The following is a 14,035-nucleotide window of genomic DNA, read 5'->3' as shown; positions in this document are numbered from 1 at the left end:
AGTTATAGCGATTTGGACGCTAAGCTTGGCTCATGGATGACTCAGACTACTTACGCCTGCTCACGATCCAGGCCGAACAAGCCAACGCGTTTCTTTCCAATGCGCGCAAGTGGGAGCGTGAGCGTTGGGTTTGTCAGCGCTTGCTGCAAGGCCTGAACATCCCTCATCGCAATGAAGACTTCACCGCGGCCGGGCAAGAACCGCCGGACGTGCTGTTTCGCGATGCCAGCTTCGAAGTGTTCTTCGTCCTCGATGAAGGCCGGCGACTCAACGATGAGTGGCGCGAAGAATTGCAGCGGCGGCGCAGTGCGTTCTCTCTGAGCCAACTGGTGCGCCGCGAGGCGAAGCCCAAGCGCATCTCCGCGCCTGAACTGCTGCAACGTCTGGCGCCAACCTTGCGTAAAAAAGCGCACAACTACCGCGAACGCGGGATGGACCTGAGCGAACTGGACATCATCGCCTTCGCCAGCCTCAAGCGTGAAGTACTCGACCTGAACAGCCACTTTCCGCCCCCCACCGAGTACCTGCGCCAAGGCTGGCGCTCGTTATCATTGGTTGGGCCGACCTTTGCCCGCGTGCTGTTCGCGCACCCGGATGCGCCGGACTTTCTGCGAACCAATCTGGGCCGCAGTGTCCTGTTCGATGTTGGAATCAGTTTATGAGCCCGACAGCATTGATCGCGACCATGGCGCAATTACCGCGCGGGTGCTACAAAGCGCAATCAACGTGTTTCGTCTATCCAATGAGGCTTACATGACCAGCCGCCTGAACCCTGACGACCAGCAACGTGTCGAAGAGTATCTGCAAACATCCCAGAATAAAGTCGAGCGCAGGCCTTTCCGGCCATGGCTGCTCCTTGTTGTGGTGGTGGCTGCAACGGTTGGCCTGGGCTTGTTGAGCCGTTTGTTGAGCTATCTGACGCTATGAGCTGCCTGACCCTGCTCGCGCGGATCGACCCTCGACCCTCCCCCCGAATTCCTTAAACCTTATGAGAAATCTCTATGACTCATCGCATTGTCATCGTTGGCGGGGGCGCCGGCGGTCTGGAGCTGGCTACCCGCCTGGGTAAAACCCTGGGTAAGCGCGGCACCGCCAGCGTTGTATTGGTCGACGCCAACCTGACGCACATCTGGAAACCGTTGCTGCATGAAGTGGCGGCCGGTTCGTTGAACTCTTATGAAGACGAATTGAACTACGTGGCCCAGGCGAAGTGGAATCACTTTCAGTTCCAGCTCGGGCGCATGACCGGCCTGGACCGGGCAAATAAGCAACTGCACCTGGCGGCCACCCTGGATGAAAACGGCAATGAGCTGGTGCCGGCCCGCAGCCTGGATTACGACTCGCTGGTGATCGCCGTGGGTAGCACCACCAATGATTTCAACACGCTGGGCGCCGCTGAGCATTGCCTGTTCCTGGACACTCGCAAACAGGCCGAGCGCTTCCATCAGCAATTGCTCAATCGCTACCTGCGCGCCCATGCCGGGCTAACCGATCTCACCGAAGAAATCACCGTGGCCATCGTCGGCGCCGGCGCAACAGGCGTCGAGTTGGCGGCTGAACTGCATAACGCCGCCCATGAACTGGCGTCTTACGGGCTGGGTCGGATCAAACCGGAAAACCTGCGTATTACCTTGATCGAAGCCGGTCCTCGGGTGCTTCCAGCGTTGCCGGAGCGCATTGGCGGGCCGGTGCACACGACCCTGGAGAAACTGGGCGTAACGGTCCTGACCAACGCCGCCGTCAGCGAAGTCACCGCCGACAGTTTGATCACGGCCAGCGGCCAGGTCATTCCGGCGACGCTGAAAGTCTGGGCCGCGGGGATTAGGGCACCGGTTTTTCTCAAGGATCTGGACGGGCTGGAGAGCAATCGCATCAACCAGTTGCAAGTACGCCCCACCCTGCAAACCACGCGTGACGACAATATCTTTGCCTTCGGCGACTGTGCGGCCTGCCCGCAGCCCGGCACTGATCGCAATGTGCCGCCACGGGCGCAAGCAGCGCATCAGCAAGCCTCTTTGTTGGCGAAAGCACTGAAGCTGCGGATCGAAGGCCAGACCTTGCCGGAATACAAATACCGCGATTACGGCTCGCTGATTTCGCTGTCGAGCTTTTCAGCGGTGGGTAACTTGATGGGCAATCTGATGGGCAGTGTGATGCTTGAAGGCTGGCTGGCGCGGATGTTCTACATATCGCTGTATCGTATGCACCAGATGGCGCTGTACGGCACCTTCCGCACCCTGATGCTGATGCTCAGCAGCCGCATTGGCCGTGGGACAGAGCCGAGGATGAAGTTGCACTGAGGCAAGACAACCTTCAATCGGCTTCTGGCCGACAGGCCGTAGGAGCTGACTTGTCTGCGAAGGCCATACGGTGAGGTTTTTCAGATATCCCGCGTCGTATGCTCTTCGCAGACAAGTCAGCTCCTACAGTTCGTCGATCACCTGTGGGAGCAGGCTTGCCTGCGAATCCATCCCAAATCCCAGGCACAAAAAAGGCGTCCCGAAGGACGCCTTTTTTGTTTGGCTTCGATGCGCATGGCATCTGGCCTGTATCTTCAAACCCATAACAACATGAGTAGAAAATGGTCGGGGTAAGGGGATTCGAACTCCTGACATCCTGCTCCCAAAGCAGGCGCGCTACCGGACTGCGCTATACCCCGGTGATACAAAAAGGCACCTCGTAAAAGGCGCCTTTTAATGGGTGATGCTTTTGGCATCACTCCCTAAGATCCGGCCAATACATCTGGCAGAAAATGGTGGGTCGTGTGGGATTCGAACCTACGACCAATTGGTTAAAAGCCAACTGCTCTACCAACTGAGCTAACGACCCAAAAATGGTCGGGGTAAGGGGATTCGAACTCCTGACATCCTGCTCCCAAAGCAGGCGCGCTACCGGACTGCGCTATACCCCGATATGAAATTTGGCTCCGCGACCAGGACTCGAACCTGGGACCCAATGATTAACAGTCATTTGCTCTACCGACTGAGCTATCGCGGAACTATCAATTTCAGCCTCTTCGACCTGCTTGCATCGCTGCGTTCACGTCTCTGAGGCGCGCTATTCTACAATTTTAAAAACACATGTCAACCCTCTAAATTGCTTTTAAGACAATGATTTGCGATTTTTTTCAGATAACACGCCGACAGCCGAAAATCGCGTGTTATGGGTACTCCTTTAGTTGCCCCCATAAAAAGGCCCTGACAAGCAGGGCCTCTTATATAGAAGAAAAGAAAGGACAAACCGAATCAGCCGAAAACAATCTCGCCGTCGACCACCGAGCCGGTCACGCTGGCGCCCGGCAGGAAGCGCCCGGAAAGAATCAACTGCGCCAAGGGGTTTTCGATCCAGCGCTGAATCGCACGCTTCAGGGGCCGTGCGCCATACACCGGGTCGTAGCCCACCGCGATCAACTTATCCAGCGCCTCGGCGCTCAGCGCCAGGGTGAGCTCGCGCTCAGCCAGACGACCGCGCAGGCGACCCAGCTGAATTTCGGCGATGCCGGCAATCTGATCACGCGCCAACGGTTCGAACACCACGACTTCATCGATACGGTTGACGAACTCTGGACGGAAGTGCGAACTGACCGCGTCCATCACCGCCGCATGCTGCGCCTCGCGATCACCGACCAACTCCTGGATCTGCGCCGAGCCCAGGTTGGAGGTCATCACAATCACGGTATTGCGGAAATCCACGGTACGTCCGTGACTGTCCGTCAGGCGACCGTCTTCGAGCACCTGCAGCAGCACGTTGAACACGTCCGGATGAGCCTTCTCGACCTCGTCCAGCAGGATCACCGAGTAAGGCTTACGCCGCACGGCTTCGGTGAGGTAACCGCCCTCTTCGTAGCCTACATAGCCCGGAGGTGCGCCGATCAAACGAGCAACGGAGTGTTTCTCCATGAACTCGGACATGTCGATGCGCACCATCGCCTCTTCGGTATCGAACAGGAACTCGGCCAGCGCCTTGCACAGCTCCGTCTTACCGACGCCGGTTGGGCCGAGGAACATGAACGAACCGCTCGGACGATCAGGGTCAGACAACCCGGCACGGGAGCGGCGCACAGCGTTCGAGACCGCAATCACCGCTTCGTTCTGACCAATCACGCGTTGGTGCAGCAGGCTTTCCATCTTCAACAGCTTGTCGCGCTCGCCCTCGAGCATCTTCGCGACCGGAATGCCGGTCCACTTGGACACGACCTCGGCAATCTCTTCCTCGGTGACCTTGCTGCGCAGTAACTGGTTTTCGCTTTTGCCGTGCTGATCGACCATCTGCAGGCTGCGCTCCAGATCGGGGATGATCCCGTACTGCAACTCCGCCATGCGATTCAGATCACCGCGACGACGCGCCGCTTCCAGCTCCTGACGCGATTGCTCAATTTTCTGCTGGATCTGCGCCGACCCCTGGACCTCGGATTTTTCCGCTGTCCAGATTTCTTCGAGATCCGCGTATTCACGCTCTAGACGGACGATTTCTTCCTGAAGTTTCTCCAGGCGTTTGATAGCCGCCTCATCGTCTTCTTTTTTCAGGGCCTGGGATTCAACCTTCAGTTGAATCAAGCGCCGCTCAAGACGGTCGAGCACTTCCGGCTTGGAATCGATTTCCATACGAATGCGGCTGGCTGCCTCGTCGATCAGATCGATGGCCTTGTCCGGCAATTGACGATCAGTGATGTAGCGGTGGCTCAATTTGGCCGCAGCAATGATCGCGCCGTCGGTAATCGCGACTTTGTGGTGAACCTCGTAGCGTTCTTTCAAACCACGCAGGATCGCAATGGTGTCTTCTTCACTCGGCTCATCCACCAGCACTTTCTGGAAGCGCCGCTCCAGCGCCGCATCCTTCTCTATATATTGGCGGTACTCGTTGAGCGTGGTCGCGCCGACGCAGTGCAGCTCGCCGCGCGCCAGTGCAGGCTTGAGCATGTTGCCGGCATCCATCGCGCCTTCGCCCTTACCGGCGCCGACCATGGTGTGCAGCTCATCAATGAACAGGATGATCTGGCCTTCCTGCTTCGACAGCTCGTTCAGCAGCGCTTTCAAACGCTCTTCGAATTCACCGCGGAATTTGGCGCCGGCAATCAGCGACCCCATGTCCAGCGACAGCACACGCTTGCCTTTAAGACCGTCCGGCACTTCGCCGTTGATGATGCGTTGCGCCAAGCCTTCGACAATCGCGGTTTTACCCACGCCAGGTTCGCCGATCAGCACCGGGTTGTTCTTGGTCCGGCGTTGCAACACCTGAATGGTCCGACGAATTTCGTCGTCACGACCGATCACCGGATCGAGCTTGCCTTCTTCGGCGCGCTTGGTGAGATCGATCGTGTATTTATCCAGCGCCTGACGCGATTCTTCGACGTTGGCATCATTGACTGCCTCACCGCCGCGCAGGTTGGTGATGGCGTTCTCCAGGGCCTTTTTACTGACGCCCTGGCCGAGCAACAATTTGCCGAGCTTGCTGTTTTCATCCATCGCCGCCAACAGCACCAGCTCGCTGGAAATGAACTGGTCACCCTTCTGCTGCGCCAGACGATCAGCCTGGTTGAGCAGGCGCGCCAAATCCTGCGACATATTCACGTCGCCGGTGGGGTTCTGGATTTTTGGCAGATGGTCGAGCTCTTTGCTCAGTTCTTTACGCAGGCTGTTGACGTCGAAGCCGACCTGCATCAGCAAGGGCTTGATCGAGCCACCCTGCTGCTCAAGCAGCGCCTGCATCAGGTGCGCTGGCTCAATGGCCGGGTGATCGAGGCCTACCGCCAACGATTGGGCATCAGATAACGCCAACTGCAATTTGCTGGTTAATCGGTCTATACGCATTAGTCACCTTCCTTTGAGCAGGCCGGAGCGATGGACACACCTATAAAGAAAACCTGCCAGATAGCCCATTAGATGTGGTCGATTCTGCAGGATTCAAGCGCCGCTTGATTGACGCAGGTCAGCTGTCGTGATGAGTGAGGGTAGTCGCTCAGACAATATCGGAGGGCATGACTCAATCCCTGTAGGAGCTGCCGAAGGCTGCGATCAACCGGGGACCGGTTGCAACGGTTGATCTTTTGAAGACCGTTCCGGCCTTATCGCAGCCTTCGGCAGCTCCTACAGGTGCTCTGTGTTGACTGGAGACATAGAATCTCCCGCAGGTTTACAGCGAAGCAGCGTGATCGATCCAGACCAGCGAGGCAAAACGACCGGTGCGAGCGCTCCGGCGATAGGAATAAAAACGTGGATCAGTGACCGTGCAAAAGCCACCGCCATACACCGCCGTCACACCGCAAGCCGCCAGACGCAGGCGCGCCAGGGCATAGATGTCGGCCATGAATTTCCCGGCATTGTGGCTGGGTATAAAAGCTTCAATAGTTTCGGGATGTGTGCTGACAAAGGCTTCACGCACTTCAGGACCGACTTCGAACGCTTGAGGGCCGATGGCCGGGCCGAGCCAGACCATGATCTCGCTCGCCGGTACCGCCATACGCTCGACTGTCGCCTCCAGAATACCGGCAGCCAAACCGCGCCACCCGCCATGGGCCGCAGCCACACGGGTTCCCGCACGATCACAAAACAGCGCTGGCAAGCAGTCCGCCGTCATGACGGTACAGGCAACACCTGGGGTCATCGTCCAGCTGGCATCGGCTTCGACCACCTGACGAGGATCAGCCTGAGCGACCACGACACCGTGCACTTGACTCAACCAGGCCGGCTGAACGTCCAGATTTGATGTCAGACGCAGCCGATTGGCAGTTACCGCCTCGGGGTTGTCATCGACATGATCGCCAAGATTGAAGCTGTCGAACGGCGCCAGACTGACGCCGCCCGCACGGGTAGTGACGCACGACTTGACGCCGACCGGCGCGGGCCAGTCAGGTGTCAGCCAATCCGTCACGAACTCACTCACCCGATGAACGCCTCGCGATCCTGCTTCAATAGCGACAACAGCCAGACAAAATCGTCTGGCAGCGGCGATTCCCACTTCATTCGCTTACCGGTCGTCGGATGATCCAGTTCCAGGAAACGCGCATGCAGCGCCTGACGCGGGAAATGTTTCAACGACTCGACCATGGTTACGCTGGCCGCAGGCGGAATACGGAAGCGACCGCCGTAGGCCGGATCTCCGACCAACGGGAAGTTGATGTGCGCCATGTGCACGCGAATCTGGTGAGTGCGACCGGTTTCCAGCTTGACCCGCACGTGGGTGTGGGAGCGGAAACGTTCGAGCACACGGTAATGACTCACCGCCTGCTTGCCGCCTTCCATGACCGCCATGCGCTGGCGTTGCTGGCCGTGACGACCAATGGGTGCGTCAATCTTGCCGCCAGCGGTGACGACACCGATAACGATGCACTCATAGATCCGGCTGACGCTGCGGTTCTGCAGCTGTGTAACCAGCTGGGTCTGCGCCTGGATTGTCTTGGCGACCACCATCAGACCAGTGGTGTCCTTGTCCAGACGGTGCACGATGCCAGCGCGCGGCACATTGATAATGTCCGGAAAGTGGTGCAATAGAGCGTTAAGCAGCGTGCCATCGGCATGACCCACTGCTGGATGAACCACCAAACCGGACGGTTTGTTGATCACCATGATTTGATCGTCCTCGTAGACGATATCAAGCTCAATATCCTGCGCCACCCATTCACCTTGGGCTTCCTGCTCTGCGGTCAGGTGCAGAACAGCGCCGCCATGCACGATGTCACGTGGGCGCAAGACGCCTCCGTCCACAGTCAGGCGGCCGTCTTTTATCCAGGCGGAAAGGCGCGAGCGCGAGTGCTCAGCGAATAGTTGTGCGGCGACTTGATCGAGGCGTTGACCGCCCAATTCGGACGGCACCTCTGCGCTAAGTTCTATATTCTCGGACATGGCCAGACTAGGAGGCGGCGTAGCCTTTGGTTTCGGCTGCGCGCTTGTGGTTAAATACGGCGTCTTTTGCCCCGGGGTATTCCACGGGGCGCCCATCATAACAGGACGGCCTCGCCCAAGACAGCCGGCCGTCATAGGGACGCTAGCCGCCATGCAAGTGAAACACCTGCTGCTGATCGCCATCCTCGCACTTACCGCTGCCTGTTCATCGAAAGAAGTCATCGACGAAAACCTGAGCGAAGTCGAGCTGTACCAGCAGGCGCAGGCCGACCTGGACAATAGTAGTTACACCAGTGCCACCGCCAAGCTTAAAGCGCTGGAGTCGCGTTATCCGTTCGGACGCTATGCCGATCAGGCACAGCTGGAGCTGATTTACGCCAACTATAAAAACGGTGAGCCAGAGGCTGCAAAGTCTGCGGCTGAACGTTTTATTCGTTTGCACCCGCAACACCCCAACGTCGACTACGCCTACTACCTCAAGGGCCTGACTTCCTTCGACCAGGACGTTGGCCTGCTGGCTCGCTTCCTGCCGCTGGACATGACCAAGCGTGACCCGGGCGCTGCCCGCGACTCTTACAACGAGTTCGCACAGCTCACCAGCCGCTACCCCAACAGCCGCTACGCACCCGATGCCAAGCAGCGCATGATCTATCTGCGCAACCTGCTGGCCGCCTACGAAATCCACGTAGCGGATTACTACCTGACCCGTCAGGCCTACGTCGCAGCCGCCAACCGTGGCCGCTACGTGGTGGAAAACTTCCAGGAAACGCCGTCCGTCGGCGATGGTCTGGCAGTGATGGTCGAGTCTTATCAGCGTATGCACCTGGACGAACTGGCTGCCACCAGCCTGGAAGTCCTCAAGCTGAACTACCCCAACCATCCGAGCCTGGTCGACGGCCAGTTCGTACCGCCGGTTGCCGAAGCGGACAACCGCTCCTGGCTGTCGAAGGTAACCCTGGGCCTGATCGAAACCAGTACGCCGCTGCCGCCGGGTGAAACTCGCGCCAACCAGGACGTGCTCAAACAGTACCAGGACGCCAAAGACTCCATCCCGGCTGATCTGCTGCCCGACAACCAGGATCAGGCAACAGAAGATAAGCACCAGGCGGAAGGCAACAACAACAGCGACCGCTCGTGGTTCAGCTACATGACGTTCGGTGTGTTCGACTGATTCAGTCGCACTGAAAAAGAGGCCTGCGGGCCTCTTTTTTTATTCCGCACTTCTCTGCTGTGCGCCCGTCAGGTCCTTGGCTACACTGCCGAGTCTTCATTCAAAGAGCTGGTAAACATGGTTCGCTTACTTTTGTGGGTCGCTTTGATCGCAGCGGCGGTGTACTTCTTTAAACGCATGGGTAAACGCCCTGCGCCCCGCACGAGAGCCCAGCCGCCTGAAGGCGTTGCTGCGCCCATGGTCCGTTGCGCCCACTGCGGCGTTCACTTGCCCCGCGACCGCGCACTGAGCCTGCAACTGAATCAGGAAAAACAGTGGTACTGCAGTCAGGCGCATCTGGAACAAGGCCCGGGCTCTCGTGACCGCTGATGCACTCTCACTGAGCGGCAACCAGGCCCAACGCATCCTGCGGCTTTATCACCTTTATCGCTTGACCATCGGCGTTATCCTGGCTCTGCTGATCTCCAGCAACCTGGACGGTGACCTGCTGGAACTGACCAACGTAACCCTGTTTCGAACCGGGTGCTGGCTGTATCTGGTCTTCAACGTCCTGGTCGTCGTACTGCTGGACAGGCCGAAACACGCTGCACAGATATTCAGCCTGGCAATGGCCGATGTGGTGATGCTTTCAGCGCTGTTCTACGCGGGCGGCGGCGCCCCCAGCGGCATCGGCAACCTGATGATCGCCTCGGTTGCCATCAGCAATGTGTTGCTGCGAGGGCGTGTCGGACTATTGATCGCCGCCATCGCCGCCATCGGCATCATCGACCTGACGTTCTATCTCAGCTTCAACCAACCTTCCGCCTACAACCACTACCTTCAGGCCGGCATGCTCGGCGCGCTGAGTTTTGCCGCCGCGTTGCTGGTACAGACACTGACCCGACGCCTGTCCCTCAGTGAGTCGCTGGCCGAGGAGCGCGCGGCGGATGTCGACAATCTGGAAGAGCTCAACGCGCTGATCCTGCAACGCATGCGCACCGGCATTCTCGTGCTCGACGCCCGGCGTCAGGTGTTGCTGGCCAATCAGGGCGCCCTGACCCTGTTGGGCCATGAACAACTGGTCGGCGAAACCATCGACGGCTATTCGCCACAATTGGTCGAGCGTCTGCGGCAATGGCTGATCAACCCCATGCTGCGCCCGCACAGCGTTGCGACGTCCGCAGTCGGTCCGGTGCTGCAACCGAGCTTCATCACCCTCAATCGTGGCGAACAACGCCATACCCTGGTTTTTCTCGAAGACCTGTCGCAGATTTCCCAACAGGCCCAGCACCTCAAGCTCGTCGCATTAGGCCGCCTGACCGCCGGGATCGCCCACGAAATCCGCAACCCGCTGGGCGCCATCAGCCATGCCGCTCAGCTGCTCAAAGAGTCCGAGGAATTGACCGGGCCGGATCGGCGTCTGAGTCAGATCATTCACGATCAATCGCGGCGGATGGATCTGGTGATCGAAAACGTCTTGCAGCTGTCTCGCCGACGCCAGGCCGAACCCCAGTTACTTGATCTTAAGAGCTGGCTCGAGCAGTTCGTCAGCGAGTTTCGCAGCTCCGCCCCAGCCAATCCGCAGGTGCAGGTGCATGTCGACATTGGCACCGGTACCCTGTCGACGCGCATGGACCCTGAGCAACTGACGCAGGTGCTGACCAATCTGCTGCAGAACGCATTGCGCTACAGTGCCAAGGACCATGACCTGGCGCAGGCCTGGCTCACGTTGCTTCACGACCCGATCAGCGATTTGCCGATCCTTGAAGTGCTCGATGACGGTCCGGGCGTGGCCAATGAGCAACTGACGAAAATTTTCGAACCGTTCTTCACCACGGAAAGCAAAGGTACTGGCCTGGGCCTTTATATTTCGCGCGAACTGTGCGAAAGCAATCAGGCGTATCTGGATTACAGACCCCGGGAAGGTAGTGGTGGCTGTTTTCGCATCACCTTCGCCCATCCGCTGAAACTGAGTTGAACATGAGCCCACGGCAAAAGATCCTGATCGTCGACGATGAACCGGATATCCGCGAACTCCTGGAGATCACGCTGGGGCGGATGAAGCTCGATACCCGCAGCGCGCGCAACGTCAAGGAAGCCCGCGACTGGCTGTTGCGCGAGACGTTCGATCTGTGCCTGACCGACATGCGCCTGCCCGATGGCAACGGCCTGGAACTGGTACAGCACATCCAGCAGCGTCATCCGCAGGTACCGGTAGCCATGATTACGGCCTTCGGTAATCTCGACACGGCGATCAATGCGTTGAAAGCCGGGGCCTTCGACTTCCTGACCAAACCGGTGGACCTCAATCGTCTTCGCGAATTGGTGGTCAGCGCCCTGCGCCTGCACACCCCTGCGAACGCTGACAGCAGTATCGATAGCCGCTTACTGGGCGATTCCCCCCCCATGCGCGCGCTGCGCAAGCAGATCGGCAAACTGGCCCGCAGTCAGGCGCCAATTTATATCAGTGGCGAGTCGGGCAGCGGTAAAGAACTGGTGGCGCGCCTGATTCACGAGCAAGGCCCGCGCATCGGGCAGCCGTTTATTCCGGTCAACTGCGGCGCGATCCCCTCAGAACTCATGGAAAGCGAATTCTTCGGCCACCGCAAAGGCAGCTTCAGCGGTGCAGTGGAAGACAAACCCGGATTGTTCCAGGCCGCCAACGGCGGAACGCTGTTCCTCGATGAAGTGGCTGACCTGCCGTTGGCCATGCAGGTCAAGCTGCTGCGGGCGATCCAGGAAAAAGCCGTGCGCAGCATTGGCGGGCAGCAAGAGTTGGTCGTGGATGTGCGCATCCTGTGCGCCACCCACAAAGACTTGAGCGTCGAAGTCGCCGCGGGGCGTTTCCGCCAGGATTTGTACTACCGCCTGAACGTCATCGAGCTACGTGTGCCGTCCTTGCGCGAGCGTCGGGAAGACATCGCGCAACTGGCCGACAACGTACTCCGGCGACTGGCCGACGGCTCGGGCCAGCCCGCCGCCAGGCTCAACGCACAGGCGCTGGACACCCTGAAAAGCTACCGTTTCCCGGGCAACGTGCGCGAGCTGGAAAACATGCTCGAGCGCGCCTACACCCTGTGCGAGAACGACCAGATCGAGGCCAGCGACCTGCGCCTCGCCGACTCCTCCAGCGCCAACGATCCCGACGGGCCCAACCTGGCCGAGATCGACAATCTGGAGGACTACCTGGAAAGCATCGAACGCAAATTGATCCTGCAAGCCCTGGAAGAAACCCGCTGGAACCGTACGGCGGCGGCGCAGCGGCTGAATCTGACGTTCAGGTCGATGCGCTATCGGCTGAAGAAGCTGGGGTTGGATTGAGGCGATCTGCCTCTCTCCCGTGTTTGATCGGAGATCCCGCCCCGTGTTCGACGCCGCGCTGTCGCGCAGCAAACTGGGTCTCGATTCTGCCCGGAGGGCGTAGGAGCTGAGTTTACTGCGCGACAGCGCAGCGTCGAAGACGGTATCTACATACCCAACCCCTCAGCCCACCAACCGCCCAGCCGGCGCATACGGCGCCGCATCGATAATCGGCTCACGCCCCAGCAAGAGATCCGCCAGCAACTGGCAGGACGCGGGCGCCAGTACCAGGCCGTTGCGGTAGTGCCCGCAGTTCAGCCATAGACCATCAAAGCCTGGTAAAGGGCCGATGTAGGGAATGCCTTCCGGCGAGCCTGGGCGCAGGCCGGCCCAGTGACCCACGACTTCAGCATCGGCCAATGCCGGGATCAGCTCCACAGCCGAAGCTTTCAGGCTTTCGAGTGCGCTTGCGGTCGGGGTTTTGTCGAAACCTTCATGTTCCAGAGTGCTGCCGACCAGAATGTGCCCGTCACGTCGCGGAATCGCGTAACGCCCCTTGGCGAGGATCATGCTGGGGAGGAAGTCCGAGGCGCACTTGTACAGAATCATCTGGCCCTTGACCGGCTCGACCGGCAATTCCAGACCCAGGGTTTTCAGCAGCTCGCCGCTCCAGGCGCCAGCGGCCAGCACCACGCGATCGCCGAGAATGTCACCTTTCGCCGTGCTGACACCGAGAACCTTGTCACCCTCACGGATAAAGCCACTGACTTCGCATTGCTCGTGAAGCGTAACGTTGGGCAGCGCCAGCAAGGCCGCTTTCAGCGATTTAACCAGGCGCGGGTTGCGCACGTTGGCGACGTCGGCCATGTAGATCGCCCGCGAATACCCCTTACCCAGCACCGGCACGGCATCGTAAGCCGCTGAAATATCGACCGTACTTAAGGGGCGATTTTCTCGAAGAGCCCACTCCAGCGCTTCTTTTTCATCATCCAGATCGAGCCAGTACAGGCCGGTCGTGTGCACCTCAGGATCAACGCCGGTAGCCGCGAACAAACGCTCGGCCAACTGCGGATAAAAATCCTGCGACCAATGCGCCAGAGCGGTCACCGCCGGGCTATAGCGCCAGGGATAAAGTGGCGAGACGATCCCCCCGCCAGCCCAGGAAGACTCCTGACCGACACCCGAGCGCTCGAGCAAAACAACGCTTTCTACTTCGGAGGCCAGATTGAACGCGGTCAACAGACCGATCACCCCACCACCGACAATGACTACTTGCTGCCTGGACATTTTGGACCCAATGCAAAAAAGAAATGGTTAACGACTCCAGCACACGAGGGGAGTAGCCCCACTGGTCACGTTCGTATTGTTACGCAAGCCGGTGTTGTCGATCACGAAGTTACCGCATTTATCGCCAGCCATCACCGTACCCGCTATAGGGGTCGCGGTCAGGGTATATGCCGTAGCGGTACGAGTCGTAGCGGCGATCGTGTAATAAGCATTTCCGGCAGGGAGCGTGAAGGCCACGGCAGGCGGACCGACGACATCAGAATACTGCCCATTGCGCGAATAAAATCGCTCCAGACTTTGTGCCGTTGAGGAGAGCAGCCCGGCGATTTCGGAGCGATGAGTTCTCTTCACATACTCCGTATAACTGGGGTACGCGACCGCCGCCAGAATGCCGACTATCGCCACAACAATCATCAGTTCGATCAGGGTGAAACCTTTGGACATTTTATGCATGAAG

The 14,035-nt window shown here is 58.9% G+C and carries 12 protein-coding genes and 4 tRNA genes; 7 read left to right on the top strand and 9 right to left on the bottom strand.

What is annotated here, in order from left to right; genetic code table 11:
- Window positions 1–32: 32 nt before the first annotated feature.
- The 3 genes from AC1MEE_RS29475 to AC1MEE_RS29465 all read left to right on the top strand — a co-directional run bounded on the left by AC1MEE_RS29475 (window position 33) and on the right by AC1MEE_RS29465 (window position 2,300).
- Window positions 33–662: a DUF1780 domain-containing protein gene (locus AC1MEE_RS29475; protein ID WP_480412940.1), complete on the top strand. Its 630-nt coding sequence runs from the start codon at window positions 33–35 to the stop codon at window positions 660–662.
- A 91-nt stretch (window positions 663–753) separates the two neighbouring features.
- Window positions 754–927 (top strand): DUF3094 family protein, encoded by a 174-nt coding sequence (locus tag AC1MEE_RS29470; protein WP_480416376.1) that lies wholly within the window; start codon window positions 754–756, stop codon window positions 925–927.
- A gap of 74 nt (window positions 928–1,001) precedes the next feature.
- A complete protein-coding gene (locus AC1MEE_RS29465; RefSeq protein ID WP_480412939.1) occupies window positions 1,002–2,300 on the top strand; it encodes an NAD(P)/FAD-dependent oxidoreductase in 1,299 nt (432 codons plus the stop codon).
- Between the two features lie 282 nt (window positions 2,301–2,582).
- Here AC1MEE_RS29465 and AC1MEE_RS29460 read toward each other — a convergent pair.
- From AC1MEE_RS29460 to rluD, 7 genes are all read right to left on the bottom strand, one after another.
- Window positions 2,583–2,659: transfer RNA gene (locus AC1MEE_RS29460), tRNA-Pro, on the bottom strand.
- 94 nt (window positions 2,660–2,753) lie between these two features.
- Window positions 2,754–2,829 (bottom strand) — tRNA-Lys (locus AC1MEE_RS29455).
- A 5-nt stretch (window positions 2,830–2,834) separates the two neighbouring features.
- Window positions 2,835–2,911, bottom strand: a tRNA-Pro gene (locus AC1MEE_RS29450).
- Window positions 2,912–2,921: 10 nt separating this feature from the next.
- Window positions 2,922–2,997 (bottom strand) — tRNA-Asn (locus tag AC1MEE_RS29445).
- A 248-nt stretch (window positions 2,998–3,245) separates the two neighbouring features.
- Entirely contained in the window at window positions 3,246–5,810 is a 2,565-nt protein-coding gene (gene clpB / locus AC1MEE_RS29440; RefSeq protein ID WP_480412938.1) for an ATP-dependent chaperone ClpB, read from the bottom strand.
- Window positions 5,811–6,132: 322 nt separating this feature from the next.
- On the bottom strand, window positions 6,133–6,870 hold the full coding sequence (pgeF, locus tag AC1MEE_RS29435) for a peptidoglycan editing factor PgeF (protein WP_480416375.1): 738 nt from the start codon (window positions 6,868–6,870) through the stop codon (window positions 6,133–6,135).
- 8 nt (window positions 6,871–6,878) lie between these two features.
- Entirely contained in the window at window positions 6,879–7,841 is a 963-nt protein-coding gene (gene rluD / locus AC1MEE_RS29430) for a 23S rRNA pseudouridine(1911/1915/1917) synthase RluD (RefSeq protein WP_480412937.1), read from the bottom strand.
- A 151-nt stretch (window positions 7,842–7,992) separates the two neighbouring features.
- On the opposite strand from rluD, the gene AC1MEE_RS29425 reads away from it, so the two are divergent.
- The 4 genes from AC1MEE_RS29425 to AC1MEE_RS29410 all read left to right on the top strand — a co-directional run bounded on the left by AC1MEE_RS29425 (window position 7,993) and on the right by AC1MEE_RS29410 (window position 12,312).
- Window positions 7,993–9,012, top strand: coding sequence for an outer membrane protein assembly factor BamD (locus tag AC1MEE_RS29425; RefSeq protein ID WP_480412936.1), 1,020 nt, complete (start codon window positions 7,993–7,995; stop codon window positions 9,010–9,012).
- Between the two features lie 117 nt (window positions 9,013–9,129).
- Window positions 9,130–9,381 carry a PP0621 family protein gene (locus tag AC1MEE_RS29420; protein WP_480412935.1) on the top strand — a complete coding sequence of 84 codons (252 nt, stop codon included), beginning with the start codon at window positions 9,130–9,132 and terminating at the stop codon, window positions 9,379–9,381.
- Window positions 9,371–10,969 (top strand): sensor histidine kinase, encoded by a 1,599-nt coding sequence (locus AC1MEE_RS29415; RefSeq protein WP_480412934.1) that lies wholly within the window; start codon window positions 9,371–9,373, stop codon window positions 10,967–10,969. Before AC1MEE_RS29420 ends, AC1MEE_RS29415 begins: the two co-directional genes overlap by 11 nt.
- A gap of 2 nt (window positions 10,970–10,971) precedes the next feature.
- Window positions 10,972–12,312 (top strand): sigma-54-dependent transcriptional regulator, encoded by a 1,341-nt coding sequence (locus AC1MEE_RS29410; protein ID WP_480412933.1) that lies wholly within the window; start codon window positions 10,972–10,974, stop codon window positions 12,310–12,312.
- A 162-nt stretch (window positions 12,313–12,474) separates the two neighbouring features.
- On the opposite strand, the gene thiO is transcribed toward AC1MEE_RS29410, so the two are convergent.
- Both thiO and AC1MEE_RS29400 read right to left on the bottom strand, forming a co-directional pair.
- Window positions 12,475–13,578: a glycine oxidase ThiO gene (gene thiO, locus AC1MEE_RS29405; RefSeq protein ID WP_480412932.1), complete on the bottom strand. Its 1,104-nt coding sequence runs from the start codon at window positions 13,576–13,578 to the stop codon at window positions 12,475–12,477.
- A 27-nt stretch (window positions 13,579–13,605) separates the two neighbouring features.
- Window positions 13,606–14,031 carry a type IV pilin protein gene (locus AC1MEE_RS29400; RefSeq protein ID WP_480412931.1) on the bottom strand — a complete coding sequence of 142 codons (426 nt, stop codon included), beginning with the start codon at window positions 14,029–14,031 and terminating at the stop codon, window positions 13,606–13,608.
- Window positions 14,032–14,035: the final 4 nt, after the last annotated feature.

It is taken from the genome of Pseudomonas sp. ASL3 (assembly GCF_056680425.1).
Note: the sequence above shows the minus strand (reverse complement) of the source record. Positions and strands in the feature narration are given on the sequence as shown.

Excerpts from the sequence above, each read along its gene's own strand:
- AC1MEE_RS29475 (WP_480412940.1), top strand. The coding sequence starts at position 33 with ATGGATGACTCAGACTACTTACGCCTGCTCACGATCCAGGCCGAACAA.
- AC1MEE_RS29470 (WP_480416376.1), top strand. The coding sequence starts at position 754 with ATGACCAGCCGCCTGAACCCTGACGACCAGCAACGTGTCGAAGAGTAT.
- AC1MEE_RS29465 (WP_480412939.1), top strand. The coding sequence starts at position 1,002 with ATGACTCATCGCATTGTCATCGTTGGCGGGGGCGCCGGCGGTCTGGAG.
- clpB (WP_480412938.1), bottom strand. The coding sequence starts at position 5,810 with ATGCGTATAGACCGATTAACCAGCAAATTGCAGTTGGCGTTATCTGAT.
- rluD (WP_480412937.1), bottom strand. The coding sequence starts at position 7,841 with ATGTCCGAGAATATAGAACTTAGCGCAGAGGTGCCGTCCGAATTGGGC.
- AC1MEE_RS29425 (WP_480412936.1), top strand. The coding sequence starts at position 7,993 with ATGCAAGTGAAACACCTGCTGCTGATCGCCATCCTCGCACTTACCGCT.
- AC1MEE_RS29420 (WP_480412935.1), top strand. The coding sequence starts at position 9,130 with ATGGTTCGCTTACTTTTGTGGGTCGCTTTGATCGCAGCGGCGGTGTAC.
- AC1MEE_RS29410 (WP_480412933.1), top strand. The coding sequence starts at position 10,972 with ATGAGCCCACGGCAAAAGATCCTGATCGTCGACGATGAACCGGATATC.
- thiO (WP_480412932.1), bottom strand. The coding sequence starts at position 13,578 with ATGTCCAGGCAGCAAGTAGTCATTGTCGGTGGTGGGGTGATCGGTCTG.
- AC1MEE_RS29400 (WP_480412931.1), bottom strand. The coding sequence starts at position 14,031 with ATGCATAAAATGTCCAAAGGTTTCACCCTGATCGAACTGATGATTGTT.